The sequence below is a fragment of the Pseudomonas sp. SWRI99 genome (assembly GCF_014270125.1).
Taxonomy (GTDB): Bacteria; Pseudomonadota; Gammaproteobacteria; order Pseudomonadales; family Pseudomonadaceae; genus Aquipseudomonas; species Aquipseudomonas hamedanensis.
This window is the reverse complement of record NZ_JABWQR010000006.1, coordinates 127,542-150,777: the sequence shown is the minus strand read 5'-3', so window position 1 is coordinate 150,777 and position 23,236 is coordinate 127,542. Positions and strand designations below refer to the sequence as shown.

General features: G+C 60.7%; 24 protein-coding genes. 13 read left to right on the top strand and 11 right to left on the bottom strand.

The genetic code is table 11. The features are described 5' to 3' along the window. Positions 1–135 precede the first annotated feature (135 nt). A complete protein-coding gene (locus tag HU743_RS07135; RefSeq protein ID WP_186647813.1) occupies positions 136–2,457 on the top strand; it encodes a response regulator in 2,322 nt (773 codons plus the stop codon). Here the strand turns inward: HU743_RS07135 and HU743_RS07130 are convergent. From HU743_RS07130 to msrB, 3 genes are all read right to left on the bottom strand, one after another. Beyond that, the gene (locus HU743_RS07130) at positions 2,441–2,893 is read right to left on the bottom strand and encodes a MarR family transcriptional regulator (protein WP_186547108.1); all 453 of its coding nucleotides are present in this window, start codon (positions 2,891–2,893) and stop codon (positions 2,441–2,443) included. The two genes, HU743_RS07135 and HU743_RS07130, sit on opposite strands and share 17 nt — an antisense overlap. Next, entirely contained in the window at positions 2,890–3,375 is a 486-nt protein-coding gene (locus tag HU743_RS07125) for a glutathione peroxidase (protein ID WP_186547107.1), read from the bottom strand. The genes HU743_RS07130 and HU743_RS07125 overlap by 4 nt, the downstream gene beginning before the upstream one ends. 101 nt (positions 3,376–3,476) lie before the next feature. Continuing rightward, a complete protein-coding gene (msrB, locus tag HU743_RS07120; RefSeq protein ID WP_186647811.1) occupies positions 3,477–3,872 on the bottom strand; it encodes a peptide-methionine (R)-S-oxide reductase MsrB in 396 nt (131 codons plus the stop codon). Positions 3,873–4,096: 224 nt separating this feature from the next. On the opposite strand from msrB, the gene HU743_RS07115 reads away from it, so the two are divergent. Both HU743_RS07115 and htpX read left to right on the top strand, forming a co-directional pair. Continuing rightward, a complete protein-coding gene (locus tag HU743_RS07115) occupies positions 4,097–5,308 on the top strand; it encodes a pyridoxal phosphate-dependent aminotransferase (protein ID WP_042607876.1) in 1,212 nt (403 codons plus the stop codon). Between the two features lie 303 nt (positions 5,309–5,611). Further along, the gene (htpX, locus tag HU743_RS07110) at positions 5,612–6,499 is read left to right on the top strand and encodes a protease HtpX (protein WP_186547105.1); all 888 of its coding nucleotides are present in this window, start codon (positions 5,612–5,614) and stop codon (positions 6,497–6,499) included. A 199-nt stretch (positions 6,500–6,698) separates the two neighbouring features. Here htpX and HU743_RS07105 read toward each other — a convergent pair whose 3' ends face one another. Further along, positions 6,699–7,355, bottom strand: a complete 657-nt coding sequence (locus HU743_RS07105; RefSeq protein WP_186647809.1) for a thiopurine S-methyltransferase — start codon at positions 7,353–7,355, stop codon at positions 6,699–6,701. Positions 7,356–7,458: 103 nt separating this feature from the next. Between HU743_RS07105 and HU743_RS07100 the strand changes: the two genes are divergently transcribed. Further along, positions 7,459–8,226, top strand: coding sequence for a class III extradiol ring-cleavage dioxygenase (locus HU743_RS07100; protein ID WP_186647807.1), 768 nt, complete (start codon positions 7,459–7,461; stop codon positions 8,224–8,226). A gap of 105 nt (positions 8,227–8,331) precedes the next feature. Here HU743_RS07100 and HU743_RS07095 read toward each other — a convergent pair whose 3' ends face one another. After that, entirely contained in the window at positions 8,332–10,005 is a 1,674-nt protein-coding gene (locus HU743_RS07095; protein WP_186647805.1) for a DEAD/DEAH box helicase, read from the bottom strand. Positions 10,006–10,425: 420 nt separating this feature from the next. Here HU743_RS07095 and HU743_RS07090 point away from each other — a divergent pair, with 420 nt between their 5' ends. Next, positions 10,426–11,217: a crotonase/enoyl-CoA hydratase family protein gene (locus HU743_RS07090; protein ID WP_186647803.1), complete on the top strand. Its 792-nt coding sequence runs from the start codon at positions 10,426–10,428 to the stop codon at positions 11,215–11,217. A gap of 111 nt (positions 11,218–11,328) precedes the next feature. Here the strand turns inward: HU743_RS07090 and HU743_RS07085 are convergent, their stop codons facing one another. Then, on the bottom strand, positions 11,329–12,084 hold the full coding sequence (locus HU743_RS07085; RefSeq protein WP_186547100.1) for a spermidine synthase: 756 nt from the start codon (positions 12,082–12,084) through the stop codon (positions 11,329–11,331). Between the two features lie 151 nt (positions 12,085–12,235). On the opposite strand from HU743_RS07085, the gene HU743_RS07080 reads away from it, so the two are divergent. After that, positions 12,236–13,582: a 3-deoxy-7-phosphoheptulonate synthase class II gene (locus HU743_RS07080; RefSeq protein WP_038861070.1), complete on the top strand. Its 1,347-nt coding sequence runs from the start codon at positions 12,236–12,238 to the stop codon at positions 13,580–13,582. Positions 13,583–13,672: 90 nt separating this feature from the next. Here the strand turns inward: HU743_RS07080 and HU743_RS07075 are convergent, their stop codons facing one another. Beyond that, positions 13,673–14,884: a winged helix-turn-helix domain-containing protein gene (locus HU743_RS07075; RefSeq protein WP_186647801.1), complete on the bottom strand. Its 1,212-nt coding sequence runs from the start codon at positions 14,882–14,884 to the stop codon at positions 13,673–13,675. A 64-nt stretch (positions 14,885–14,948) separates the two neighbouring features. Further along, a complete protein-coding gene (locus tag HU743_RS07070) occupies positions 14,949–15,170 on the bottom strand; it encodes a DUF1127 domain-containing protein (protein WP_186647799.1) in 222 nt (73 codons plus the stop codon). 97 nt (positions 15,171–15,267) lie between these two features. Between HU743_RS07070 and HU743_RS07065 the strand changes: the two genes are divergently transcribed. Further along, positions 15,268–16,122 (top strand): LysR substrate-binding domain-containing protein, encoded by an 855-nt coding sequence (locus tag HU743_RS07065; protein ID WP_186547174.1) that lies wholly within the window; start codon positions 15,268–15,270, stop codon positions 16,120–16,122. On the opposite strand, the gene HU743_RS07060 is transcribed toward HU743_RS07065, so the two are convergent. Then, positions 16,112–16,861 carry a TSUP family transporter gene (locus tag HU743_RS07060; RefSeq protein WP_186619158.1) on the bottom strand — a complete coding sequence of 250 codons (750 nt, stop codon included), beginning with the start codon at positions 16,859–16,861 and terminating at the stop codon, positions 16,112–16,114. The genes HU743_RS07065 and HU743_RS07060 overlap by 11 nt on opposite strands. 110 nt (positions 16,862–16,971) lie before the next feature. On the opposite strand from HU743_RS07060, the gene HU743_RS07055 reads away from it, so the two are divergent. The 4 genes from HU743_RS07055 to HU743_RS07040 all read left to right on the top strand — a co-directional run bounded on the left by HU743_RS07055 (position 16,972) and on the right by HU743_RS07040 (position 20,246). Beyond that, positions 16,972–17,928, top strand: coding sequence for a LysR family transcriptional regulator (locus HU743_RS07055; RefSeq protein ID WP_186647797.1), 957 nt, complete (start codon positions 16,972–16,974; stop codon positions 17,926–17,928). Positions 17,929–18,000: 72 nt separating this feature from the next. Then, positions 18,001–18,456 carry a MarR family transcriptional regulator gene (locus tag HU743_RS07050; protein ID WP_186547096.1) on the top strand — a complete coding sequence of 152 codons (456 nt, stop codon included), beginning with the start codon at positions 18,001–18,003 and terminating at the stop codon, positions 18,454–18,456. A gap of 323 nt (positions 18,457–18,779) precedes the next feature. Further along, positions 18,780–19,199 carry an organic hydroperoxide resistance protein gene (locus HU743_RS07045; RefSeq protein ID WP_186647795.1) on the top strand — a complete coding sequence of 140 codons (420 nt, stop codon included), beginning with the start codon at positions 18,780–18,782 and terminating at the stop codon, positions 19,197–19,199. 36 nt (positions 19,200–19,235) lie between these two features. Further along, a complete protein-coding gene (locus HU743_RS07040) occupies positions 19,236–20,246 on the top strand; it encodes an alpha/beta hydrolase (protein WP_186547095.1) in 1,011 nt (336 codons plus the stop codon). Positions 20,247–20,434: 188 nt separating this feature from the next. Here the strand turns inward: HU743_RS07040 and HU743_RS07035 are convergent, their stop codons facing one another. Both HU743_RS07035 and earP read right to left on the bottom strand, forming a co-directional pair. Beyond that, positions 20,435–21,004, bottom strand: coding sequence for an elongation factor P (locus HU743_RS07035; RefSeq protein WP_003226785.1), 570 nt, complete (start codon positions 21,002–21,004; stop codon positions 20,435–20,437). A gap of 48 nt (positions 21,005–21,052) precedes the next feature. Then, positions 21,053–22,195 carry an elongation factor P maturation arginine rhamnosyltransferase EarP gene (earP, locus tag HU743_RS07030; RefSeq protein WP_186647793.1) on the bottom strand — a complete coding sequence of 381 codons (1,143 nt, stop codon included), beginning with the start codon at positions 22,193–22,195 and terminating at the stop codon, positions 21,053–21,055. 127 nt (positions 22,196–22,322) lie between these two features. Here earP and HU743_RS07025 point away from each other — a divergent pair, with 127 nt between their 5' ends. Both HU743_RS07025 and HU743_RS07020 read left to right on the top strand, forming a co-directional pair. Further along, positions 22,323–22,745 carry a hypothetical protein gene (locus HU743_RS07025; RefSeq protein WP_186647791.1) on the top strand — a complete coding sequence of 141 codons (423 nt, stop codon included), beginning with the start codon at positions 22,323–22,325 and terminating at the stop codon, positions 22,743–22,745. A gap of 2 nt (positions 22,746–22,747) precedes the next feature. Continuing rightward, the gene (locus HU743_RS07020) at positions 22,748–23,230 is read left to right on the top strand and encodes a GreA/GreB family elongation factor (RefSeq protein WP_186547092.1); all 483 of its coding nucleotides are present in this window, start codon (positions 22,748–22,750) and stop codon (positions 23,228–23,230) included. Positions 23,231–23,236 lie beyond the last annotated feature (6 nt).

Sequence of the window (23,236 nt, the reverse complement as noted above, 5' to 3'; positions counted from 1 at the left end):
TGACGATCCAGCGCCGACACACAGACCCCAATCCCCGCCTCGAGCCTTGTTACAAGGCGATTCGGGAACCTCGGTATCCATACATGATCGACTATGCTTGAGCAGCGAAGGGAAACGGAAGTGGTTCAACACCCCATGGATATCAAATTCACCCACCGGCTGTCGTACAAGCAAGCCAGGCTTACCGTGCTGGTCGGGTTCATTCTGGGCACGCTGCTCAGCCTGCTGCAAATCGGTATCGATTATGCCAGCGAAGACGCGTCCATCAACCGGGAAATCCTCTCGTTGCTGGAAATCAGCCACAATCCGGCGTCACGCATTGCCTATAACATTGACGCCGAACTCGCCCAGGAACTCACCCTGGGCCTGCTGCGCTCGCCCGCGATCATTTCTGCACAGCTGACCGACAACAACGGCACGGTACTGGCCAACGTCAAACGACCGGAGCTGCAGAGCGGCTACCGGATGATCAGCGACTTTCTGTTCGGCGCCAAACGCCAGTTCGAAGACCGCTTGTACCTCGACCACTTGCCCAACGAAGCCCTCGGTGTCTTGAGCCTGGAAGTCGACACCTATGCCTTTGGCAGTCGGTTCCTGCGGCGCGCCGAAGTCACTCTGCTCAACGGTTTCGCCCGCAGCCTGCTCCTGACCGGGATTCTGCTGGCGCTGTTTTACGTGATGCTGACCAAACCGCTGGTACGGGTGATTCGGGAACTCAGCGGTCGCGATCCGCGCGCCGCGGAGCCGACCATCCTGGAATGCCCGGCCGGGCACAGCAATGATGAAATCGGTGTCCTGGTCAAAGTCGCCAACCAGCAGTTCGAGAATATCGCGACCGAGATCCAGCAACGGCGCAATGCCGAAAACCGCTTGACCGACTACCTCGCTCAATTGGAAAACATCGTCTCGGCGCGCACCGCCGAACTCAAGGCGATCAACGCCCGGCTCAGTCAATCCAACGAGGAACTGGAAATCGCCCGCGGCACCGCGCTGGAAATGGCCGAAGCGCGCTCGGCATTCCTCGCCAACATGAGCCACGAGATCCGCACACCGCTCAATGGCCTGCTGGGCATGATTGCACTGTCGCTCGACGGCCCGCTGAACGCCGAACAGCAGCAACAGCTGTCGATCGCGCACGACTCCGGCAAGGTGCTGGTAGAACTGCTCAACGATATTCTCGACCTGTCGAAGTTCGACGCCGGGCAACTGGAGCTTGAACATATTCCGTTCGACCTCGGCGCCCTGATCGAAGACACCGCCAACCTGTTGTCGCAGAACGCCGCCCCCAGTGTCGAATTGAGCTGTCTGATCGATCCGCACTTTCCGGCGCTGGTGCTGGGCGATCCGACCCGGGTTCGCCAGATCGTCAGCAATCTGTTGTCCAACGCGCTGAAATTCACCCGGTTCGGCCGGGTGGACGTGCGCCTGAGCACTTACCAGGAGGGCGTGCGCATCGAAGTCTGCGACACCGGCATCGGCATCGCCCAGGAAGCCCAGGTGAAAATTTTCCAGCCCTTCACCCAGGCCGGAGCCGGGATCACTCGCCAGTACGGCGGCACCGGACTGGGCCTGGCGTTGACCTACAACCTCTGCGAAGCCATGCAGGGGCGCCTGACCATCAGTTCCGAGACCGGTTTCGGCAGTCAGTTCTGCGCCGAGCTGCCGCTGCCCTGCCACACCCGGGCGCTGGCGCCTGCCCCGCTGCAGGGAAAAGTCCTGGCGATCACCGCGGCCAGCAGCGGCCTGGCCGAGTTGTTGAAGAGTTTGCTGCCGGTGTGGGGCCTCGAATATGAACAACGCACCATCGATGACTCGTTGCTGGGCCTCAAGCCTGACGTGCTGATCACTGATTGCCCGGAGTGCCTGTTCGGGCTGCGACCGACCATCGTCGCACCGATTCTCCTGGTGACCGCCTACGGCAGTTTCCTGCCCAGCGAAGAGGCGGCCGCCCTCGCCCCGTTGCAGCAACAGGCACGACCGCTGGCGCGCAATGCGCTTTATCAGAATTTGCGTCGGACCCTGCAGCCAGACACCGCCACGACCGACGATGCGCGCCTCGAGGCGGCGCCCAGCGCGCGCCGCGCACGGGTCTTGCTGGTCGAAGACAACCCGGTCAATCAATTGGTGGCCAAGGGCATGCTGGGCAAGCTCGGCTGCGAGGTGGTGGTGGCCGCCCATGGTGTCGAGGCGCTGGATCAACTGGAAATCCACGCATTCGATCTGGTGTTGATGGACTGCAACATGCCGGTGATGGATGGTTACGAAGCCAGCCGGCAGATTCGCCAAAGCGGGCGCTGGCCGAACCTGCCGATTGTCGCCCTGACCGCCAACGCCATGTCCGAGGAGCGCGAGCGCTGCCGGGCCGCGGGCATGAGCGACTATCTGGCGAAACCGTTTCGCCGCGAAGAACTGGCAGCGCTGCTCGATCAGTGGATTGCGGCTACGCCAGCGCCTTGATCTGTCCCAACAAGTGATCGAGGCCGTCGCGCAAATCATTGAGGCGGTCCAGATCGACACCGCTGTCACACAGCAGCCGGGCCTTCAACGGTCCGACCTGCGCACGCAACGCCTGTCCGGCAGCGGTCAGGCTCAAATGCACTTCGCGTTCATCGCGGGCCGAGCGCTGGCGCTGCACCAGGTGCAACTGCTCCAGACGCTTGAGCAAGGGCGTCAGCGTGCCGGAGTCCAGCGCCAGACGCTCGCCCAGGGCCTTGACCGTCGGTTGCTCCGGGGCGGTCTCCTGCCACTCCCACAACACCAGCATCGCCAGATACTGCGGATACGTCAGACCAAGCTGATCGAGCATCGGCTTGTAGGCGCGAATCACCGCGCGGGACGCGGCGTACAGCTTGAAGCACAGCTGGCTGTCGAGCTTCAGCGAATCGACGCTCATTTGAGCAGGGCTTCGATCTCGCGGCTCAGGTCCTGCGGCTTGGTCGCCGGGGCGAAACGCTTGACCACCTGGCCGTCCTTGCCGATCAGGAATTTGGTGAAGTTCCACTTGATGCCTTGGGAACCGAGTACGCCCGGGGCGCGCTTCTTCAACTGCACGAACAACGGATGAGCACCGGCACCGTTGACCTCCACCTTTTTGAACAGGGGGAAACTGACGCCGAAATTCAGCTCGCAGAATTCGCTGATCGCGCCCTCGTTACCCGGTTCCTGTTTGCCGAACTGGTTGCAGGGAAAGCCCAAAACCACCAGCCCCTGATCCTTGTAGGTTTGCCACAGGGCTTCGAGGCCTTTGTACTGTGGGGTGAAACCGCACTTGCTCGCGGTGTTGACCACCAGCACCGCTTTGCCGGCGAAATCGGCCAAGGTCTTTTGCTCACCCTGGATCGTGGTGCAGGGAATATTCAGCAGGTTGTCGCTCATGGTGCGGGCTCCGCAGGAAGTCGGGAAAGACCAAACATAGCGAGCAATTAAATTGTGTGCAATTTAATTATCCGAAAGGCGACCCCCTGTCGCCTTGTCCCTTACTCGCGCGGCTCGAGATTCAGGCACACCGAGTTGATGCAATAACGCAGGCCGGTTGGCGGCGGGCCGTCCGGGAACACATGGCCCAGATGCGCATCGCAGCGCGCGCATTTCACTTCAGTACGAATCATGCCGTGGCTGGTATCGCGGATTTCGGTCATCGCGCTTGCGCCGATCGGCTGATAGAAGCTCGGCCAGCCGCAGCCGGAATCGAACTTGGTCGCGGAGTCGAACAGCGGCTCATTGCAGCAGACGCAGTGGTAGACACCGTCGGTTTTGGTGTCGTTGTATTTGCCCGAAAACGGTCGCTCGGTCGCGCTCAGACGGCACACGTTGTACTGCTCGGGGTCGAGCATGGCTTTCCATTCTTCCAGGGGTTTTTGCAACTTTTCCATCATCACACCTCAGCGGCTGAAAAAGCCCGATCTGTACCTTTTCCACGGATCGGGCGGCACGTATGATTGCGCCTCGTCACGCACCAGTCTGGCAGTCAGACCGGGCGCATTCAAACGGATTGTGGGAGCCACGGCTCAAGACGTCCGCCTGTGTGAAAACACAGGAATCCCAGCACGGTTGTCCATTCGCCGTCTGGATCGTTCATTTTCGGGATCACATCGCCATGCAGTTCAGCAAATCGAACAAGCTCGCCAACGTCTGCTACGACATTCGCGGTCCGGTGCTCAAGCACGCCAAACGACTGGAAGAGGAAGGCCAGCGCATCCTCAAGCTGAACATCGGCAACCCGGCACCGTTCGGTTTCGAAGCGCCTGATGAAATCCTTCAGGATGTGATCCGCAACCTGCCGACCGCACAAGGCTACAGCGATTCCAAAGGTCTGTTCAGCGCGCGCAAGGCGGTGATGCAGTACTACCAGCAGAAGCAGGTCGAAGGTGTCGGCATCGAAGACATCTACCTGGGCAACGGCGTGTCCGAGCTGATCGTGATGTCGTTGCAGGCGCTGCTCAACAACGGCGACGAAGTGCTGGTGCCGGCGCCTGACTATCCGCTGTGGACGGCGGCCGTCAGCCTGGCCGGCGGCAACGCCGTGCATTACCTGTGCGACGAAGGCGCCGACTGGTTCCCGGACCTGGCCGACATCAAGGCCAGGATCACCCCGAACACCAAGGCTATGGTGATCATCAACCCGAACAACCCGACGGGTGCGGTGTATTCGAAGGAAGTGCTGCTGGGCATGCTGGAAATCGCCCGTGCGCATAACCTGGTGGTGTTCTCCGACGAGATCTACGACAAGATCCTTTACGACGATGCCGTGCACATCTGCACCGCGTCCCTGGCGCCGGACCTGCTGTGCCTGACCTTCAACGGCCTGTCCAAATCCTACCGCGTGGCCGGCTTCCGTTCCGGCTGGATCGCTATCTCGGGGCCGAAACACAATGCCCAGAGCTACATCGAAGGCATCGACATGCTGGCCAACATGCGCCTGTGCGCCAACGTGCCGAGCCAGCACGCCATCCAGACCGCGCTGGGCGGTTACCAGAGCATCAACGATCTGGTGCTGCCACAGGGCCGTCTGCTGGAACAGCGCAACCGCACCTGGGAGCTGCTCAACGATATTCCGGGGGTAAGCTGCGTCAAGCCGATGGGCGCGCTGTATGCCTTCCCGAAAATCGACCCGAAAGTCTGCCCGATCCACAATGACGAGAAATTTGTCCTCGATCTGCTGCTTTCCGAGAAGCTGCTGGTGGTGCAAGGCACGGCGTTCAACTGGCCATGGCCGGACCACTTCCGCGTGGTCACCCTGCCCCGCGTCGACGACCTGGAGATGGCCATCGGCCGTATCGGCAATTTCCTCAAATCCTACCGCCAGTAGCTCGCAATCAGTGCGCAACGGCAGAACGTTGCGCACTGTCTGATTCAGCAACACTTCTACATTCCGCACGTGTGCATGCCTTCTACACTTGCGGTTCAGCCCCGTTTAGCGCAGACAACACAATGGCGACGGGGCGCAACTGGCTGCGGTTCATGCCTTAATCTGCCGTGGGAGCTGTGCTGTACACCGAAGAATCAGCTGTAGGACACAGTTTGAAATAGTCACTCAGTTGAATAGCCCGTGGCAGCACCTTATATACCCCGCAGTACGCTACATCTTTAGCTTGAGGAGATTTCTACAACCATGATGCGCATCCTGCTGTTTTTGGCCACTAACCTGGCGGTCGTGCTGATAGCCAGCATCACCCTGAGCCTGTTCGGCTTCAACGGGTTCATGGCGGCCAACGGGGTCGACCTCGACCTCAGTCAGCTGCTGGTATTCTGTGCGGTCTTTGGTTTTGCCGGTTCGCTGTTCTCGCTGTTCATCTCCAAGTGGATGGCGAAGATGAGCACCGGTACCCAGATCATCAGCCAGCCACGCACTCGGCATGAGCAATGGCTGCTGCAAACCGTCGAGCAATTGTCCCGCGAAGCCGGGATCAAGATGCCCGAAGTCGGTATTTTCCCGGCCTACGAGGCGAATGCCTTCGCCACCGGCTGGAACAAGAACGATGCACTCGTTGCCGTCAGCCAGGGCCTGCTGGAGCGCTTTTCGCCGGATGAAGTGAAAGCCGTTCTGGCCCACGAGATCGGCCACGTCGCCAACGGTGACATGGTCACGCTGGCGCTGATCCAGGGCGTGGTGAACACCTTCGTGATGTTCTTCGCACGGATCATCGGCAACTTCGTCGACAAGGTGATCTTCAAGAACGAAGAAGGCCAGGGCATCGCCTACTACGTGGCAACCATCTTCGCCGAACTGGTACTGGGCATCCTCGCCAGCGCCATCGTCATGTGGTTCTCGCGCAAACGCGAATTCCGTGCCGACGAAGCCGGCGCACGCCTGGCCGGGACCAGCGCGATGATCGGCGCCCTGCAACGTCTGCGCGCCGAACAGGGCATGCCGGTGCACATGCCGGACACCCTGAACGCCTTTGGCATCAACGGCGGCATCAAGCAGGGCTTCGCCCGCATGTTCATGAGCCACCCGCCACTGGAAGAGCGTATCGACGCGTTGCGTCGTCGCGGTTGATTCCAAGGTTGTAAAAACAAGGCCCGCAGTGATGCGGGCCTTTTTGCGTTTTCCTGGATGTTTTTCGGCGCCTGATATGGCCTCATCGCGAGCAGGCTCACTCCTACAGGATTTGTGGTATTCACATAATCCTTGATCCACCATAAATCAATGTAGGAGTGAGCCTGCTCGCGATGAGGCCGGAACTGCCTGCACATAACTATCGGCTGGAAATCCGGTAAACCCGCTCCACCAACGACGTCACCCCCGCATCGGAAAACCTCGGGCTCTCGGCCAACACATCCTGCTCTTCCAGGCTCTGCACCTGCCAGCCCTGACTGAACAACCGCTGCACCTCTTGATCATCCACCGCAAACGGTGGCCCGGGCATTTGCGCCTGAGGGTAATCGAGGGTGATCAACAACCCCTGCACACCGGGTGCGAGGATTTGCTGGAGATGCGCCGCATAACGTTCACGCATCGGTGCCGGTAAGGCGATCAGCGCGGCGCGGTCGTACCACGCCGTGCAGCCTGCAGCATCCTGGGCCGTCAGCGCGAAGAAATCCCCACACCACAGTTCGATGGCATCACTGCGGCAAACCTTGAAATCGCCCTCTTCGCTGATCTGCGGCTCGATACGATGCTCGTCGAAAAAGCCCTCAACGGCCCTATCCGACAGCTCCACGCCAAGCACCTGATGGCCCTGACCCGCCAGCCACAGCAGGTCCAGGCTTTTCCCGCACAGCGGCACCAGCACACGCGCCGATGGCGTCAGCGCCAGCTGCGGCCAATAGCGCTGCAAGTACGGATTCGCTTCAAGTTGGTGAAAGCCGATCTGGTTTGAAGCCCATTTCTCGTGCCAAAAGTCAGCCTGCATGTATCCCTCCCGAAAAACCGATGATAAGGCGTTAAAACTTATATTAGATTCAGATGAACGATCTGACCGAAGATGAAGCATCTTAACGCGCAGGAATCCTCGCATGCTTCCCAGCCTGTTTATCTCCCATGGTTCACCGATGCTGGCGCTGGAACCCGGCGCCAGTGGCCCGGCATTGACGCGACTGGCCGCCGAACTGCCGCGCCCCGACGCCATCGTCATCGTCTCGGCACACTGGGAAAGCCAGGAACTGCTGGTCGCCAGCCATTCGCAACCGGAAACCTGGCACGACTTCGGTGGTTTTCCCCGCGCGTTGTTTGAAGTGCAGTATCCGGCGCCGGGCAATCCGCAGTTGGCGGCCGAGGTGGCCGACTTGCTGACAGCCAACGACCTGCCAGCGCGCCTCGATCCGCAACGTCCATTCGACCATGGCGTGTGGGTACCCCTGTCGCTGATGTACCCGCAGGCGGATGTTCCGGTGGTGCAAGTCTCGCTGCCCAGTCGCGGCGGACCGGCATTGCAGACGCGGGTTGGCCGTGCGCTGGCGAGCCTGCGCGAACAAGGCATCCTGATCATCGGCTCCGGCAGCATTACCCACAACCTGCGAGAACTGGACTGGCATGCCGGCCCGGACAGCATCGAGCCGTGGGCGCGGGATTTCCGTGACTGGATGATAGACAAGCTTACGGCCGACGATGAAGCGGCGCTGCATGACTATCGCCAGCAGGCGCCGAATGCGCTGCGCAGTCACCCGAGTGATGAGCATTTGTTGCCGTTGTACTTTGCGCGCGGTGCCGGTGGGATATTCAGCGTGGCGCATCAGGGATTCACAATGGGGGCGTTGGGTATGGATACTTATCGCTTCGGTTGAAGCATTCGCGAGCAGGCTCGCTCCCACAGAAGCCAAAAAAAAAGCAAAAAAATCCCCGAACCAGTCGGGGATTTTTTATGTGCGATCAATCAGCCCGAGGGCGGATCAATCTTCGCGGTAGCGACGCAGCTTGAGCTGCTTACCGGCAACGCGAGTGTCCTTCAGCTTGGTCAGGAGTTTCTCCAGACCTTCTTCCGGCAGCTCGACGAGGCTGAAGCTGTCACGCACCTGGATGCGACCGATCGCTTCACGGGCCAGACCGCCTTCGTTGAGGATGGCGCCCAGCAGGTTTTTCGCAGCGATACCGTCACGCGCGCCCAGCGCGGTACGGCAACGAGCACGGCCTTCGCCCAGCGGCATTGGCGCGCGACGCTCGCGGTCACCACGGTCCGGACGATCGCCGGAACGCTCAGGACGGTCGCCACGCGGTGCGTTGTTCGGCACCAGTGGACGCTCCTTCTCGATCGCTGCCAGGTTCAACGCTTGACCGTTGGTAGCCTTGCGCAACAGCGCAGCGGCCAGTGCACGCGGGGTGCAACCGATGTCGGCGGTCAGGCGATCGAGCAGATCACCGTGGGTCGATTCGGCATCAGCCACCAGCGGCGACAGGCTGTTGGTCAGTTTCTTGATGCGCGCATCAAGCACTGCCTGAGCATCCGGCAGACGCACTTCGGCAACCTTCTGACCGGTCACACGCTCGATCACTTGCAGCATGCGGCGCTCACGTGGCGTGACCAGCAACAGGGCACGACCTTCGCGACCAGCACGGCCGGTACGGCCGATACGGTGCACGTAGGATTCCGGATCGTACGGCATGTCAACGTTGAACACGTGAGTGATGCGCGGAACGTCCAGACCACGGGCAGCAACGTCGGTCGCCACAACGATGTCCAGACGGCCATCTTTCAGCGAATCGATTACGCGCTCACGCTGGTTCTGGGCGATGTCACCGTTCAACGCGGCGGCTTTGTAGCCTTTGGCGTCGAGGGCGCTGGCCAGATCCAGGGTCGCTTGCTTGGTGCGCACGAACATGATCAGTGCATCGAAGTCTTCGACTTCCAGCAGGCTGAGCACGGCCGAGGTTTTCTGGTCAGCGTGAACCAACAGGTGAGCCTGTTCGATCGCGGTAACGGTCTGGGTCTTGGTCTGGATCTTGACGTGTTGCGGATCGCGAAGGTGGCGTTCGGCAATGGCGCGGATCGACTGCGGCAGGGTCGCCGAGAACAAAACGGTCTGACGGGTCGCTGGCAGAGCCTTGAAGATGACTTCCAGGTCATCCATGAAGCCCAGCTTCAACATTTCGTCAGCTTCGTCGAGAACCAGGTGGTTCACGGTCGACAGGACTTTCTCGTCGCGACGCAGGTGGTCACACAGACGACCCGGGGTGGCGACAACGATCTGTGCGCCATTACGGATTGCCTTGAGTTGCGGGCCCATCGGCGCGCCGCCGTAAACGGCCACGACAGTAACGCCTGGCATTTGCTTGGCGTAGGTTTCAAAAGCGGTTGCTACTTGCAGCGCCAACTCTCGGGTTGGCGCCAGGATCAGGGCTTGCGGTTCGCGCTTGGCAGGATCGATGCGGTGCAGAATAGGCAGTGCGAACGCGGCGGTTTTACCGGTACCGGTTTGCGCCTGGCCAATCATGTCCTGGCCGGCCATGATGATCGGGATCGATTGCTGCTGAATCGCCGAAGGCTCTTCGTAGCCGGTCGCTGCGACGGCTGCAAGAATATTCGGATTAAGATTAAAAGCGGCGAATCCGCCGGTTTCCTGGGTCATGGGTCTGCCTCTAAGTGCATCCGCAAAGACCCATGCTCCAAAGCTGCGCATGCCGTGTTGAGACTCAAGAGTCGCCCTGGCAGCTTTGTCGGCGGGGATTTGCGAAAACGAATGAATGAAGATGGATCGTCAAGGAAGAGCCCGCAATGCGGACGTGCAGCCGAAGCTGACTTCGGGAAATTGCGCTACCTAAACGCGGCCCGGTTAAAGGCCGGCGCGCACTATACCGGATTTCGCCCAAAAAGGGAGCTTTTTTTATCGCCGCAATCCGTGTGTCACCGCTGTGTAACGGGGTTTTGCGGATAATCGCGCAACGGTCTATTTTGCAAAGGCCCGTCCCTGCGGGCGATCACGCTTAAACGGTTCACCGACCTGCGGCAAAGCGCCGCGCACCTGCCCTTCGCGTTCGAGGATTTCGCCATGAATCAGCCCTGCGCCGGCCGCGTCAGCCGAGAACGTCGTGGTCACGTGCACCTGATCGGCCTTGATCGGGCGGCCAAGCGCAACGCCTTCGACCTTGATCTGCTCAATGACCTGAGCCTGGCTTACGGCGAGTTCGAAGCCGACCGCGAAGCGCGGGTGGCCGTGGTGTTTGGCCACGGCGAGCACTTTACCGCCGGGCTCGATCTGGTCAACGCCAGTGCCGCTCTGGCCGAAGGCTGGCAGGTTCCGACCGGCGGTTGCGATCCGTGGGGCGTTTTCGTCGGGCCACGGGTAAGCAAACCGGTGATCGTCGCCGCGCAGGGCTATTGCCTGACCATCGGCATCGAGTTGATGCTGGCCGCTGATATCAACCTGTGTGCGAGCAATACCCGCTTCGCGCAGATGGAAGTGCAGCGTGGGATCTTTCCGTTTGGTGGCGCGACGTTACGTTTCCAGCAGATCGCCGGCTGGGGCAATGCGATGCGCTGGCTGCTCACCGGTGATGAGTTTGATGCGCATGACGCGTTGCACCTGGGCCTGGTGCAGGAAGTGATGGCCAGTGAAGACCTGATGCCGCGAGCCATTGAACTGGCTGAGCGGATCGCCCGACAGGCGCCGTTGGGGGTGCAGGCGACGTTGCTGTCGGCACGGCAGGCGCGGTATGAGGGTGAGACGGCGGCAGCGCAGGGGTTGCCGGTGCTGGTGAAGAAGTTGTTGGCGACTGAAGATGCCCGGGAGGGGGTGCGGTCGTTGGTGGAGCGGCGGCCAGGGGTTTTCAAAGGGGTTTGAGAAGTTTGTCGCCTACCAAGGCGCCATCGCGAGCAGGCTCACTCCTACACTTGGAATGCAATCCCCTGTAGGAGTGAGCCTGCTCGCGATAGGGCCGGCACGGCCCTCGTTTCAGGTCGCCGGGCGAATCGCCTTGATCAACGACTGCAACGAATACCCCAACCGCGGCGCCAGCGCCTCGGCCCGTTGGGTCAGCGCCTGCATATCCAGGTCCTGATCGAGATCCGCCGGTACGATCAGAATCACGTTACCCTCCTTCACCGGCAGTTCCCAGTAATGCCGGTGGTAAAGCCCGCGCAACAACGCCGCGCCCAGCGGCTTGCCGTCGTCGGTGGCCCACTGATTGATCACCAGCCAGCCGCCCGGATTCAGGCGTTTCTGGCAGTCGCCGAGGAAACTCCACGCCAGATGCCCGACACCCGGGCCGACATCGGTATACAGGTCGACGAAAATCAGGTCCGCCGGCTCGGCGCTCGGCAGCAACTCGAGGGCATCGCCGACGCGGATGTACAGCCGGGGATCGTCATCCAGACCCAGGTATTCGATCGCCAGGCGCGGTACGTCGGGGCGCAGTTCGATGGCTTCGACGTCTTCCAGCGGGAGAAACTTCAGGCACGCCTGGGTCAGCGTGCCGGCGCCCAGGCCAAGAAACAGCGCACTCTCCGGCTGCTCATGGCACAGCGCGCCAATCAGCATCGCGCGGGTGTAGTCGTACTCCAGCCAGCTCGGATCAGCGGTGAACACGCAGCTCTGCTCGATCGCATCGCCAAATTCAAGAAACCGGTAATCGGCCACTTCCAGCACACGAATCACGCCGAACTCGTCCTGTACTTCGGCGAGCAGATGCTCGACGCGCTCCTCAGTCATTTCGTCTCCTGATGGTCACCGGGCGCGGTGACGCGATGGCACCGCTGTGGCGCCGTGGCAAAGCGCCGATTGTCGGCGAAGGGGCAGCAGCAGGTCACGCACTAATTGCTGCTACCATGGCGTTCCCCTGCGTATGAACTTCGAGACCGTGATGAGCCAACCGTGGAGCCCTGACAGCTGGCGCGCTTTGCCGATCCAGCAACAACCGCAATACCCCGACGCCGCGCACCTGCGCCAGGTCGAGCAGACCCTGGCCAGCTATCCGCCGCTGGTGTTCGCTGGCGAGGCGCGCGAGCTGCGCCGCCAGTTCGCCGAAGTCACTCAGGGCCGGGCGTTCCTGCTGCAGGGCGGCGATTGCGCAGAAAGCTTTGCTGAATTCTCTGCGGCGAAAATTCGTGACACGTTCAAAGTGCTGCTGCAAATGGCGATTGTCATGACTTTCGCCGCCGGCTGCCCGGTGGTCAAGGTCGGGCGCATGGCCGGTCAGTTCGCCAAGCCGCGCTCGGCCAATGACGAGACCATCGGCGGCGTGACGCTGCCGGCCTACCGTGGCGACATCGTCAATGGCATCGGCTTCGACGAGAAAAGCCGCGTGCCGGACCCGGAACGGCTGTTGCAGTCCTATCACCAGTCCACCGCAACCCTGAACCTGCTGCGCGCCTTCGCCCAGGGCGGCTTTGCCGATCTGCATCAGGTGCACAAGTGGAACCTGGACTTTATCGCCAACTCGGCGCTTGCCGAGAAATACAGCCACCTCGCCGACCGCATCGATGAAACCCTGGCGTTCATGCGCGCCTGCGGCATGGACAGTTCGCCGCAACTGCGCGAAACCAGTTTTTTCACCGCTCACGAGGCCTTGCTGCTGAACTACGAAGAAGCCTTCGTGCGCCGCGACAGCCTGACCAACGATTACTACGATTGCTCGGCGCACATGTTGTGGATCGGCGACCGCACCCGTCAGCTCGACGGCGCCCACGTTGAGTTCCTGCGGGGGGTGAACAACCCGATCGGCGTCAAGGTAGGCCCAAGCATGAACCCTGACGACCTGATTCGTCTGATCGACGTGCTCAACCCGGACAACGACCCGGGACGGCTTAACCTGATCGCGCGGATGGGCGCGAACAAGGTCGGCGACCACCTGCCTGCACTGATCCGTGCGGTGCAGCGTGAAGGCAAACAGGTACTGTGGAGTTCCGACCCGATGCACGGCAATACGATCAAGGCCAGCAGCGGCTACAAGACCCGCGACTTTGCGCAGATCCTCGGTGAGGTAAAACAGTTCTTCCAAGTGCACGAAGCGGAAGGCAGTTACGCTGGCGGCATTCATATCGAGATGACCGGGCAGAACGTCACCGAGTGCATCGGCGGCGCGCGGCCGATTACCGAAGATGGCTTGTCGGACCGTTATCACACCCACTGTGATCCACGGATGAATGCCGATCAGTCGCTGGAGTTGGCGTTTTTGATTGCCGAGACCTTGAAGCAGGTTCGGCGCTAGACCGCACCCGTGTAGGAGCTGCCGAAGGCTGCGATCTTTTGATTTTGTTTTTTACAATCAAGATCAAAAGATCGCAGCCTTCGGCAGCTCCTACACCAATGCCAGCCTCAGCCGAGCCGCACTCTCGCGCTGACAATTCAACTGCACCCGCGCCAACCCCAACCAATCGGCCATCCGCCGTAAATTCAAGGCCAGCGCCAGCATCCCCGCCTCGTCCAGTCCCGGCGCCTCTTCGTGCACCGCATGCACCGCCAACTGCCCCGCCGCTCGCTCGGCACGCAGGTCAACGCGCGCGGCAATCCGCTCGTTGTGCAAAAACGGCAACACGTAATAGCCATAAACCCGTTTGTGCTGCGGCGTATATATCTCCAGCCGATAGCGAAAATCGAACAGTCGCTCGGTGCGGCTGCGCTCCCAGATCAACGAATCGAACGGCGACAGCAGCGCGCTCGCCGAAACTTTGCGCGGTATCTTCGGCTCCGGCAGGCAATAGGCGATCTGCCGCCAACCGGCAACTTCGCAGGTGTGCAATTGACCCGCCTCCACCAGTTCCGCCAGGCGCGGGCGCGCATCCGCAGGATTCAGGCGGAAATAATCCCGCAGGTCTTTTTCCGCACTGACGCCCAACGCTTGCGCCGCGTGCAGCAGCAACCCACGCTGGGCCTGAGCCTCGTCAGGCATTGTCTGTTGCAAAGTTGCTGCGGGAAACACCCGCTCGGGTAAGTCGTACAAACGCTCAAAACCACGCCGCCCCGCCACCGTCACTTCGCCGGTTGCGAACAACCATTCCAGCGCAAGCTTTTCCACACTCCAGTCCCACCATGGCCCCGCCTTGTCCTGGCGGGTCGACAGACTGCCCGCGCCCAACGCACCCTGCTCTTGAACCGCGCCCAGCACCCGGCGAATGACGTCCTGCCGCTCGCGGCCGAACGTTGCCAACTGCTGATAGATGTCCTCGCCACGCCTGGCGCGCTGCATGCGCCACCGCATCAGCGGATACATCGACAGCGGCAGCAACGAGGCTTCATGTCCCCAGTATTCGAAAAGCGTACGCCGACGGCCCGAGCTCCAGGCAGCCTGGTCGAGCAAATCAGAGGAATAGGAACCAAGGCGGGAAAACAGCGGCAGATAGTGCGAGCGCACCACGGCGTTGACGGAGTCGATTTGCAGCAGGCCCAGCCGCTCGATCAGCCGGTTGAGGTGCGCAGCGTTGACGGTTGGCGGCTGGCGCCCGTTGAATCCTTGGGCAGCCAGCGCCAGACGTCGCGCCTGTTTGAGGGATAAGGCCAGTGTCGCGGGCATGAGCATCTCCTTGTCTGCTCGCAACCTACCTCAGCCGAAAGTGGTTTGTGTAGCGTTCGCTTGATCATTTATGCATCGGGTCGTCCCAGAACGGCCGCACCGACTCGTGCTCGACGTCGGCACGACTGACGCCGATGTCCTTCAACGCTTCGTCGCTGAGACTGGCCAGCAATTCACGTTCGCGGTGCAATTCGTACCAGCGGCTAAACTTGTGCAGCAGATCGGAAACGATATGGCCGTGGCCGGCCTGTTCTACATCGCCTGGATACTCTCTTTGACCTTTCATCGTGTTGCCTCCTTTTGTGGATGGCTCGAGTCTCGCGCTGGCGCTAAGATCAATCCAACGAATGTTTCTGATGGCATGCATCACGGAGATTCATCAATTGTCCGCCTACCCCAGTATCGATACCGATGTCCTGCGCACCTTTGTCGCCATTGCCGATCAAGGCGGGTTCACCCGAGCCGGCGAAATGGTCAACCGCACGCAATCGGCGGTGAGCATGCAAATGAAGCGGCTGGAAGAAGACGTGTTGCAGCGCCAGCTGTTTGAGCGCGACGGCCGCCAGGTGCGGCTGACTGCCGAGGGCCAGGTGTTGCTCGGCTATGCGCGGCGCATCCTCAAGCTGCACAGCGAGGTGTTCAACACTTTGCGCGAGCCGCACATGGTCGGCACCGTCCGGATCGGCACGCCGGACGATTACGTGATGCGCTTTCTGCCGGGAATCCTGTCGCGGTTCGCGCAGTTCTATCCGCTGATTCAGATCGAAGTGCATTGCGAGTCGAGCAAGCAGTTGTTGCAACGCACCGATCTGGATTTGTCGATCGTTACGCGAGAGCCAGGCAACGAGCTTGGACAGCTATTGCGCAAGGAGCGGTTTGTCTGGGCCGAAGCGCAGAATTTCAGCGCGCACGAGCAGACGCCGCTGCCGCTGGCGATGTTCAACAGTGATTGTTTCTGTCGTTTGTGGGCGTGCAATGCGCTGGATGCGATGGGCCGCGATTACCGCATCGCCTACAACAGCAGCAGTTTGTCGGCGCTGATGGCCGTGGTCAGCGCGGGTCTGGCGATCACCGCGCAACTGGAGAGCCTGATCACCCCGGACATGCGCATTCTCGGTGCCGACGAAGGCCTGCCGTTGTTGCCGGAAGCCAGCATCATGCTGATCCGCAACCTCAACAATCCGTCGCCGATCACCGAATGCCTGGCCGAGCACATCGTCGAAGGCTTCAAACTTTAAACGCGAGCATCACCGCACACAGCACCAGAAAACCGCAGAACAGCCCCCGCAGCAGTTTTTCCGGCAAGGCGTGGGCGACTTTCACGCCCCAACTGATGCTGGCCAGACCACCAATGGCCAAAGGCAAGCCGATCATCCAGTCGACTTCGTGGTGCACCGCGTAAGTGACCAGGGTCACGCCGGTGCTTGGCAATGCCAGCGCCAGCGACAGACCTTGCGCCACCACTTGCGTGGTGCCGAACAGGCTGGTCAACACAGGCGTGGCCACCACGGCACCGCCAACACCGAACAACCCGCCCATGGTCCCGGACGCTGCGCCAAGCACGCCGAGCCACGGCCAGGAATAGCGCATCTCGGCGCTCGGCGCGGGTCGCCGGCCGAACATTTTCAGCAGGTTATAAGCCGACAGCGCCACCAGAAACGCGACAAAGCCGATGCGCATGGTTTGCGCATCGATGCCCACCGCCCAGATCGAACCGAGCCAGGCAAAGCAAAAGCCCATCGCCGCCAACGGCAGCGCATGACGCAGTTCGATGCGATTGCGTTGGTGATAGCGCCACAGCGCCAGCATCACGTTCGGCACCACCATCACCAGCGCGGTGCCTTGGGCGATCTGTTGATCCAGTCCGAACCACACGCCGAGCAGGGGAATGGCGATCAAGCCACCGCCGATGCCGAAGATTCCGCCCAAGGTGCCCAGGGCGGCGCCAAACAACAGGTACAACAAAAGCTCCATCACAACCGTCATCCTCAAGCGTCAGGTGGCCAATGCTACGCAGTCGCGCCTAGCGGGGAAACGCACAGCAACGCACAATGGCTATGCCGATTTTGCACAAGCGTGTTTTTCTCATGAATCCCAACCAATTGACCGACCAGCTCGGCTTGTTCCTTGATGTATTGGAGAGCGGCAGCTTTTCGGCCGCTTCGCGTCGCCATCCGCTGACGCCTTCCGCCGTGGCGCGGCGCATCGACAGCCTGGAAAGTGCGGTGGGCAGCCAGTTATTCGTGCGCAGCACCCATGCCGTACTCCCGACCTCGGCCGGCATGGCGTTTGCCGAACGAGCGCGACGGATCATCGCCGAGCTGCAACTGGCACGCGCCGAAGCCGTGTCCCTGAGCAGCGCACCTGAAGGGCTGATCCGCATCGACGCACCCGCGGCCTTCGGACGTCGGCACTTGGCGCCAGTGATTGCCGATTTTCTTTTGCTCTACCCCGGACTCGACGTGCAGATGCACCTGATCGACAGCTTCATCGACATGGCCGGCGCCAATCTGGGCAAGGTCGACTTGGTGCTGCGTGCCGGCCAACTGGCCGACACCCGATTGGTCGCGACACCGCTGGCGAGCATGGTCCGTGTCGCCTGCGCCAGTCCCGACTATCTGAAGCGCCGTGGCGTGCCCAATCACCCTGCGCAGTTGAACGAACACGACGGTCTGGACTGGGAAGGCCTTGCACCGCCCTTCGCCTGGAAGTTCGAGGTGGACGGGCAGATGCAATTGCATCGTCCGTCGCGCATACGCCTGAGCGCCAACAATGCCGAGGCCCTGGCGTGTGGCGCGGCGACGGGACTGGGCGTCGCACACCTGCCAACCTGGCTGGCCAGCGAATACCTGCTGCGCGGCGAGTTGCTGCCGCTGTTTTGTGAGCACGGCCTGCCGCCGCCGGAGTCCACCGGCATTTATGCGCTGCGGATGGAACAGCAGATTCATTCGCGCAGTCGTTTGTTGCTGGAGTACCTGAAAACCCGCTTCAGCCCGGTGCCGCCTTGGGACTTGGCTTTGCAACGGCAATTCGCCCGGCACTGACGCGGGCATATTTATCTAGCGCATTAAAGGTTCGAGCGCTAGATTTAAACGATCAACGATCAAGGCTTTGACATGACTTCCGAACGCGACAACTGCGACGACTTGCTGCTCGACAACCAGGCGTGCTTCGCCCTGCACTCGACGTCGCTGATGATGACCAAGGTCTACAAACCGCTGTTGCAGGCGCTGGGGCTGACCTATCCGCAGTATCTGGCGATGATGGTGCTGTGGGAGCAAGACGGTTTGACGGTGGGAGAAATCAGCGCGCGTCTGCTTACCGATCCGGGATCGCTGACCCCGCTGCTCAAACGCCTGGAAGCGGAAGGCCTGCTTAGCCGCACCCGCAGCAAAGCGGATGAACGGGTGGTGATTGTCGAGCTGACCGAAGCGGGCCGGGCCTTGCGCGACAAGGCGCAAACCGTGCCTCAGTGCATTCTTGGTGCCAGCGGCTTCACCCTTGAGCGCTTGCAGAAGCTGCAGGCCGAACTGCAGGCACTGCGGGGGCATCTGCAAGACAGCCTCAACTGAACGCCACAGCCCCCTGTAGGAGTGAGCCTGCTCGCGATAGCGGTATTCCAGTCACCGCATATGTTGCCTGACAAAACGCTATCGCGAGCAGGCTCACTCCTACAGTAGAGCTCCTTCGCCTGAAAATATCTTTCGCCTCCAAATCCCCTCCGAGCCTTCTATCTCAACCCTCTCCAGCTGATTGATCTCTCGACAGTCACGTTATTTCAAATTTTCTCAAAAAATTATCTTGCGCACTAAACATTAGCGCTATAAATTCTCTTCACACCTACTTAGCGCGCAAACAATTAGCGCACAACATCACAACCTACGAGGCTCACACCATGCAAACTCTCTACACCGCAATCGCAACTTCCACTGGCGGCCGTGACGGTCGTGCGATCTCCAGCGACAACGTGCTTGACGTCAAACTCGCCACCCCCAAAGAACTCGGCGGTGCCGGTGGCGCGGCGACCAACCCTGAGCAACTGTTCGCTGCCGGTTACTCGGCCTGCTTCATCGGCGCGTTGAAATTCGTCGCCAGCCAGACCAAACGCAAAATTGCGGACGACGCGTCGATCACCGCCCACGTCGGCATCGGCCAGATCCCTGGCGGTTTCGGTCTGGACATCGATTTGCACATCAGCCTGCCGGGCCTGGAACAAGCCGATGCGCAGTCGCTGGTCGACGCGGCTCACCAGGTCTGCCCGTACTCCAACGCCACCCGTGGCAACGTCGATGTCCGCCTGCACGTCACCGTGTAATCACTCAAGCCCCCGGCCCGAACAAGGAAATTGAACATGAATACTTTCAGCAAAGTCTTGACCGGTACCCTTCTCGCCCTCTCGGTGCACAGCGCTTTTGCCGGTGATGTCGAACACAACACCCAGGCCTTTCTCGATGTGCTGAATTCAGGCAGCGGCAAGCCGATCGAGCAGCTGTCGCCCAAGGATGCCCGCGCCGTGCTGGTCGGCGCGCAGTCCGGGGTCAAGTTGACGCTGCCCAAAGCCGACGTCAGCGAAAAGACCGTGCAGGTCGATGGTCAATCGTTGAGCCTGACCATCGTCCGGCCGGCCGGGGTCAAGGGTGAGCTGCCGGTGTTCATGTTCTTCCACGGCGGCGGCTGGGTGCTGGGGGATTTCCCGACGCACGAACGCCTGGTGCGGGATCTGGTGGTCGGTTCAGGGGCGGCGGCGGTGTTCGTCAATTACACCCCTTCACCGGAAGCGCATTACCCGGTGGCGATCAACCAGGCCTACGCCGCGACCAAATGGGTGGCGGAACACGGCAAAGAGATCAACGTCGATGGCAAGCGTCTGGCCGTGGCCGGCAACAGCGTCGGCGGCAATATGGCGGCGGTTGTAGCGCTGATGGCGAAAGACAAAGGCACGCCGGCGATCAAATTCCAGGTGCTGCTGTGGCCGGTGACCGATGCCAACTTCGACACCGGTTCGTATAACCAGTATGCAGAAGGTCACTTCCTCACCCGCAACATGATGAAGTGGTTCTGGGACAACTACACCACCGACGCCAGGCAGCGTAACGAGATCTACGCCTCGCCGCTGCGCGCCACCACCGCACAACTCAAAGGCTTGCCGCCTGCGCTGGTGCAGACCGCCAGCGCCGACGTGCTGCGTGATGAGGGCGAGGCTTACGCACGCAAACTCGACGAAGCGGGTGTGCCGGTGACGGCAGTGCGATACAACGGCATGATCCACGATTACGGTTTGCTCAACGTGGTCAGCCAGGTGCCGGCGGTGCGGTCGGCGATGTTGCAGGCTTCGCAGGAGCTGAAGGAACACCTGAAATAATCCCCATCCCCCCCTGTAGGAGTGAGCCTGCTCGCGATGGCGGTGATTCAGTCACCAAAGCGGTCGACTGAAATGACGCTATCGCGAGCAGGCTCACTCCTACAGGGGATTTGCGTTGTTGCACAAACCGCAGGCACAAAAAAACCCGACTCAATGGTCGGGTTTTTTCTTTCCGTAAAAAGCAGTGCTTATTTGGCACGGCCTTTGTAGGAACCGCCTTCGCGGGTATCGATCTCGATCATGTCGCCGATTTCGATGAAGTCAGCTACCGACAGCTCGGTACCGTTCTTCAGTTTGGCAGGCTTCATCACCTTGCCGGAAGTGTCACCGCGAGCGGAGCCTTCGGTGTAGTCAACCTGACGCACGATGGTGGTCGGCAATTCTACGGAAACCAGACGCTCTTCGAAGAACACGGCTTCGCAAACGTCGGTCATGCCTTCTTCAACGAAAGGCAGAACGCTTTCGATGTCTTCGGCGTTCAGTTCGTACATGGTGTAGTCAGTGGTGTCCATGAACGTGTAAGTGTCACCGCTGATGAACGACAGGGTGGCTTCTTTACGATCAAGGATCACGTCGTCCAGTTTGTCGTCCGCACCGTAAACGGTTTCGGTCTTGTAACCGGTCAGCAGGTTCTTCAGCTTGGTCTTCATGATCGCGCTGTTACGGCCCGACTTGGTGAATTCAGCTTTCTGAACCAGCCAAGGATCGTTGTCGATACGGATCACGGTACCGGGTTTGAGTTCTTTACCAGTTTTCATTGCGAATATCCGAATTTGGATGGGATTTACAAAAATCTAGGCCGCGTATCATATCCAATTTACATAAAACTGTACCAGCGCCGTGGCAAGATCGGCTTGCAAGGCCTGTTCCAGACACCATGCCTCGGCGTTTTCCTGCAGTGGTGGCCAGTGCTTGCGGGCTGCCAGCCAGTGCTCGCCGATCGGTTGACCGGCGTTCCAGGCGCGCCAGAGACCGTTCATCGCCTGGGCGGCTTCCGGTGGCAGGCCTTCGGTATAGAGCGCGAGAAAGGCGTCGAGCTTGTCCAGGTGGATGTCGTCATCCTGCTGATAGATGTGCCAGAGCATCGGCCGCCCCGCCCATTGCGCCCGCACGAAGGAATCTTCGCCGCGCACCGCGTTGAAATCGCAGCACCAGAGCAAGTGGTCGTATTGATCCTGGCGGACGAACGGCAGCACCTGCACGGTCAGCGTATGGCGCACATGAATCGCGCCGACGGTGAGTGTTTCCACGCCCAGCCAGCGCGCCACATCGCCGAGAATCCGCCCTTCCGGTACCAGCAGGTGGGTCGGCGTCGCGTCCCCGGCCAGCACGTCCAGCCAACTGGCCAATCCGGTATTTTCGTAAGCAAACAGCGAGATCAACTGCGCACCGGGCGCGGGATCAATGCCCAACCCTTGCAGGAATTGTCGCTGCGCCGACCGATCCTGCTGAAACTGCCGACGCCGTTCGAGCAATCCGCGCTCACGCAGCAGCCCCCCCGTCCCCGGTTTGAAGCCCGGAAAGAAGAAGAACTTTTGCACCGTTTTGTATTTCACCGATGGCAAGCCGTGACAGCCTGTCACCCAGTCTTCGGCGCTGAGATAATCGAGGTTGAGCCACAGCGGCGGTGTTTCCCGCGCGGCCATGCTGTCCATGTAATCAGCGGGCAACTGGCAGGCGAAGGCAGCGATCACCACATCGGCGGCCTCGGCGTGGGCCCACTCGCTCGGCCAGTGACGCACTTCGACACCCTGCTGCCATTGCTGCGCAAGATCGACGTCGATCTCTGGGCAGATGCGCTCGAACGCGCGCAAATCATCGACCCACAAGCGCACCGGCAAGGCATGTTCGGCCACCAGTTGCCGGGCCAGACGCCAGGTGACGCCGATGTCGCCGAAGTTGTCGACCACGGTGCAAAAAATATCCCAGCGGGTTTTCGGTTGCGGCATTCAAGACTCCCCCGTTGGCAAAAACGCTGATTGTCCGCATAAATGACCTCGTGCAGAAGAGCCGACGGCGATTAATCTTCGTGCGACAATCGCGGCACTTGCCCGCAATCATCGCCAGGAGGCAGCCATGCCCTACCGCCCCAATCCGCGTCGCCCCTTGCCTGTTCAGCTTAGCGCGCTGCATTTGATCGGCAGCATAGCTTTGGGCCTGTGGCTGGGCTTCGTCGCCATCGCACTGACCTGCTGGCTGCTGTCGCGTTTTATCTTCCCCGAGCAACTGGCGCCTGTCGCCCAAGCGGTGCAGCAGAGAGTCAATCCACCCGCGACGGCGCCAGTTTCCGTGCACGTTCAGCCGGACATCCCGGCGCAAAGTCCACTGTTCCAACAGTACGAAGAAAACCTGCGCAAGAACGAACAACAGGCCCGGCTGGATCAGGCGCGCGCCAGTTCGCGTAATGCCTCCAACCCCAAATGCCAGTTCTGGCTGCAACAGGACCAGACCGCGCCGACTGAAAAGAGCCGCGCCAACGTTTTACAATTCTGCGATTGACCATGAACAAACAGACCGTCCACCAATTGATTCTCGACAAGCTGCGCATCGACCTCGACATCGCCGAGCGTGCTGCGCAGACCGCTTACGAAACCGCGACCCACGAAGAGAACATCGCTGAAAACAAGTACGACACCCTGGGGCTGGAGGCATCCTATCTGGCGGCGGGCCAGGCGAAACGGGTCGAGGAAATCCGCCAGTCACTGGCGTTGTGCCAAAACCTGACGTTGCGCGCCTACGATGAAAATCGCGGGATCGAAGTCGGCGCCCTGCTCGGTCTGGAGGACGAAAAGGGGCGCGAGCAATGGCTGTTTCTGGCGCCGGATGCGGCAGGCCTGAAAGTCGACGTGGTCGGTCAGCCGATTACCGTCATCACCCCGCGCTCGCCGCTGGGCAAAAGCCTGCTGGGCAAGTTCGAGGGCGATGAGGTGGAGATTCTGGTGGCGGGCACCCGGCAACAGTTTGCTGTCACCGAGGTGCTTTGAAGCAGC

Excerpts from the sequence above, each read along its gene's own strand:
- HU743_RS07050 (WP_186547096.1), top strand. The coding sequence starts at position 18,001 with ATGACTTCCGAACGCGACAACTGCGACGACTTGCTGCTCGACAACCAG.
- HU743_RS07100 (WP_186647807.1), top strand. The coding sequence starts at position 7,459 with ATGCTTCCCAGCCTGTTTATCTCCCATGGTTCACCGATGCTGGCGCTG.
- htpX (WP_186547105.1), top strand. The coding sequence starts at position 5,612 with ATGATGCGCATCCTGCTGTTTTTGGCCACTAACCTGGCGGTCGTGCTG.
- earP (WP_186647793.1), bottom strand. The coding sequence starts at position 22,195 with ATGCCGCAACCGAAAACCCGCTGGGATATTTTTTGCACCGTGGTCGAC.
- HU743_RS07045 (WP_186647795.1), top strand. The coding sequence starts at position 18,780 with ATGCAAACTCTCTACACCGCAATCGCAACTTCCACTGGCGGCCGTGAC.
- HU743_RS07135 (WP_186647813.1), top strand. The coding sequence starts at position 136 with ATGGATATCAAATTCACCCACCGGCTGTCGTACAAGCAAGCCAGGCTT.
- HU743_RS07105 (WP_186647809.1), bottom strand. The coding sequence starts at position 7,355 with ATGCAGGCTGACTTTTGGCACGAGAAATGGGCTTCAAACCAGATCGGC.
- HU743_RS07090 (WP_186647803.1), top strand. The coding sequence starts at position 10,426 with ATGAATCAGCCCTGCGCCGGCCGCGTCAGCCGAGAACGTCGTGGTCAC.
- HU743_RS07080 (WP_038861070.1), top strand. The coding sequence starts at position 12,236 with ATGAGCCAACCGTGGAGCCCTGACAGCTGGCGCGCTTTGCCGATCCAG.
- msrB (WP_186647811.1), bottom strand. The coding sequence starts at position 3,872 with ATGGAAAAGTTGCAAAAACCCCTGGAAGAATGGAAAGCCATGCTCGAC.
- HU743_RS07040 (WP_186547095.1), top strand. The coding sequence starts at position 19,236 with ATGAATACTTTCAGCAAAGTCTTGACCGGTACCCTTCTCGCCCTCTCG.
- HU743_RS07095 (WP_186647805.1), bottom strand. The coding sequence starts at position 10,005 with ATGACCCAGGAAACCGGCGGATTCGCCGCTTTTAATCTTAATCCGAAT.
- HU743_RS07055 (WP_186647797.1), top strand. The coding sequence starts at position 16,972 with ATGAATCCCAACCAATTGACCGACCAGCTCGGCTTGTTCCTTGATGTA.
- HU743_RS07035 (WP_003226785.1), bottom strand. The coding sequence starts at position 21,004 with ATGAAAACTGGTAAAGAACTCAAACCCGGTACCGTGATCCGTATCGAC.
- HU743_RS07070 (WP_186647799.1), bottom strand. The coding sequence starts at position 15,170 with ATGAAAGGTCAAAGAGAGTATCCAGGCGATGTAGAACAGGCCGGCCAC.
- HU743_RS07025 (WP_186647791.1), top strand. The coding sequence starts at position 22,323 with ATGCCCTACCGCCCCAATCCGCGTCGCCCCTTGCCTGTTCAGCTTAGC.
- HU743_RS07115 (WP_042607876.1), top strand. The coding sequence starts at position 4,097 with ATGCAGTTCAGCAAATCGAACAAGCTCGCCAACGTCTGCTACGACATT.
- HU743_RS07075 (WP_186647801.1), bottom strand. The coding sequence starts at position 14,884 with ATGCCCGCGACACTGGCCTTATCCCTCAAACAGGCGCGACGTCTGGCG.
- HU743_RS07130 (WP_186547108.1), bottom strand. The coding sequence starts at position 2,893 with ATGAGCGTCGATTCGCTGAAGCTCGACAGCCAGCTGTGCTTCAAGCTG.
- HU743_RS07125 (WP_186547107.1), bottom strand. The coding sequence starts at position 3,375 with ATGAGCGACAACCTGCTGAATATTCCCTGCACCACGATCCAGGGTGAG.
- HU743_RS07020 (WP_186547092.1), top strand. The coding sequence starts at position 22,748 with ATGAACAAACAGACCGTCCACCAATTGATTCTCGACAAGCTGCGCATC.
- HU743_RS07085 (WP_186547100.1), bottom strand. The coding sequence starts at position 12,084 with ATGACTGAGGAGCGCGTCGAGCATCTGCTCGCCGAAGTACAGGACGAG.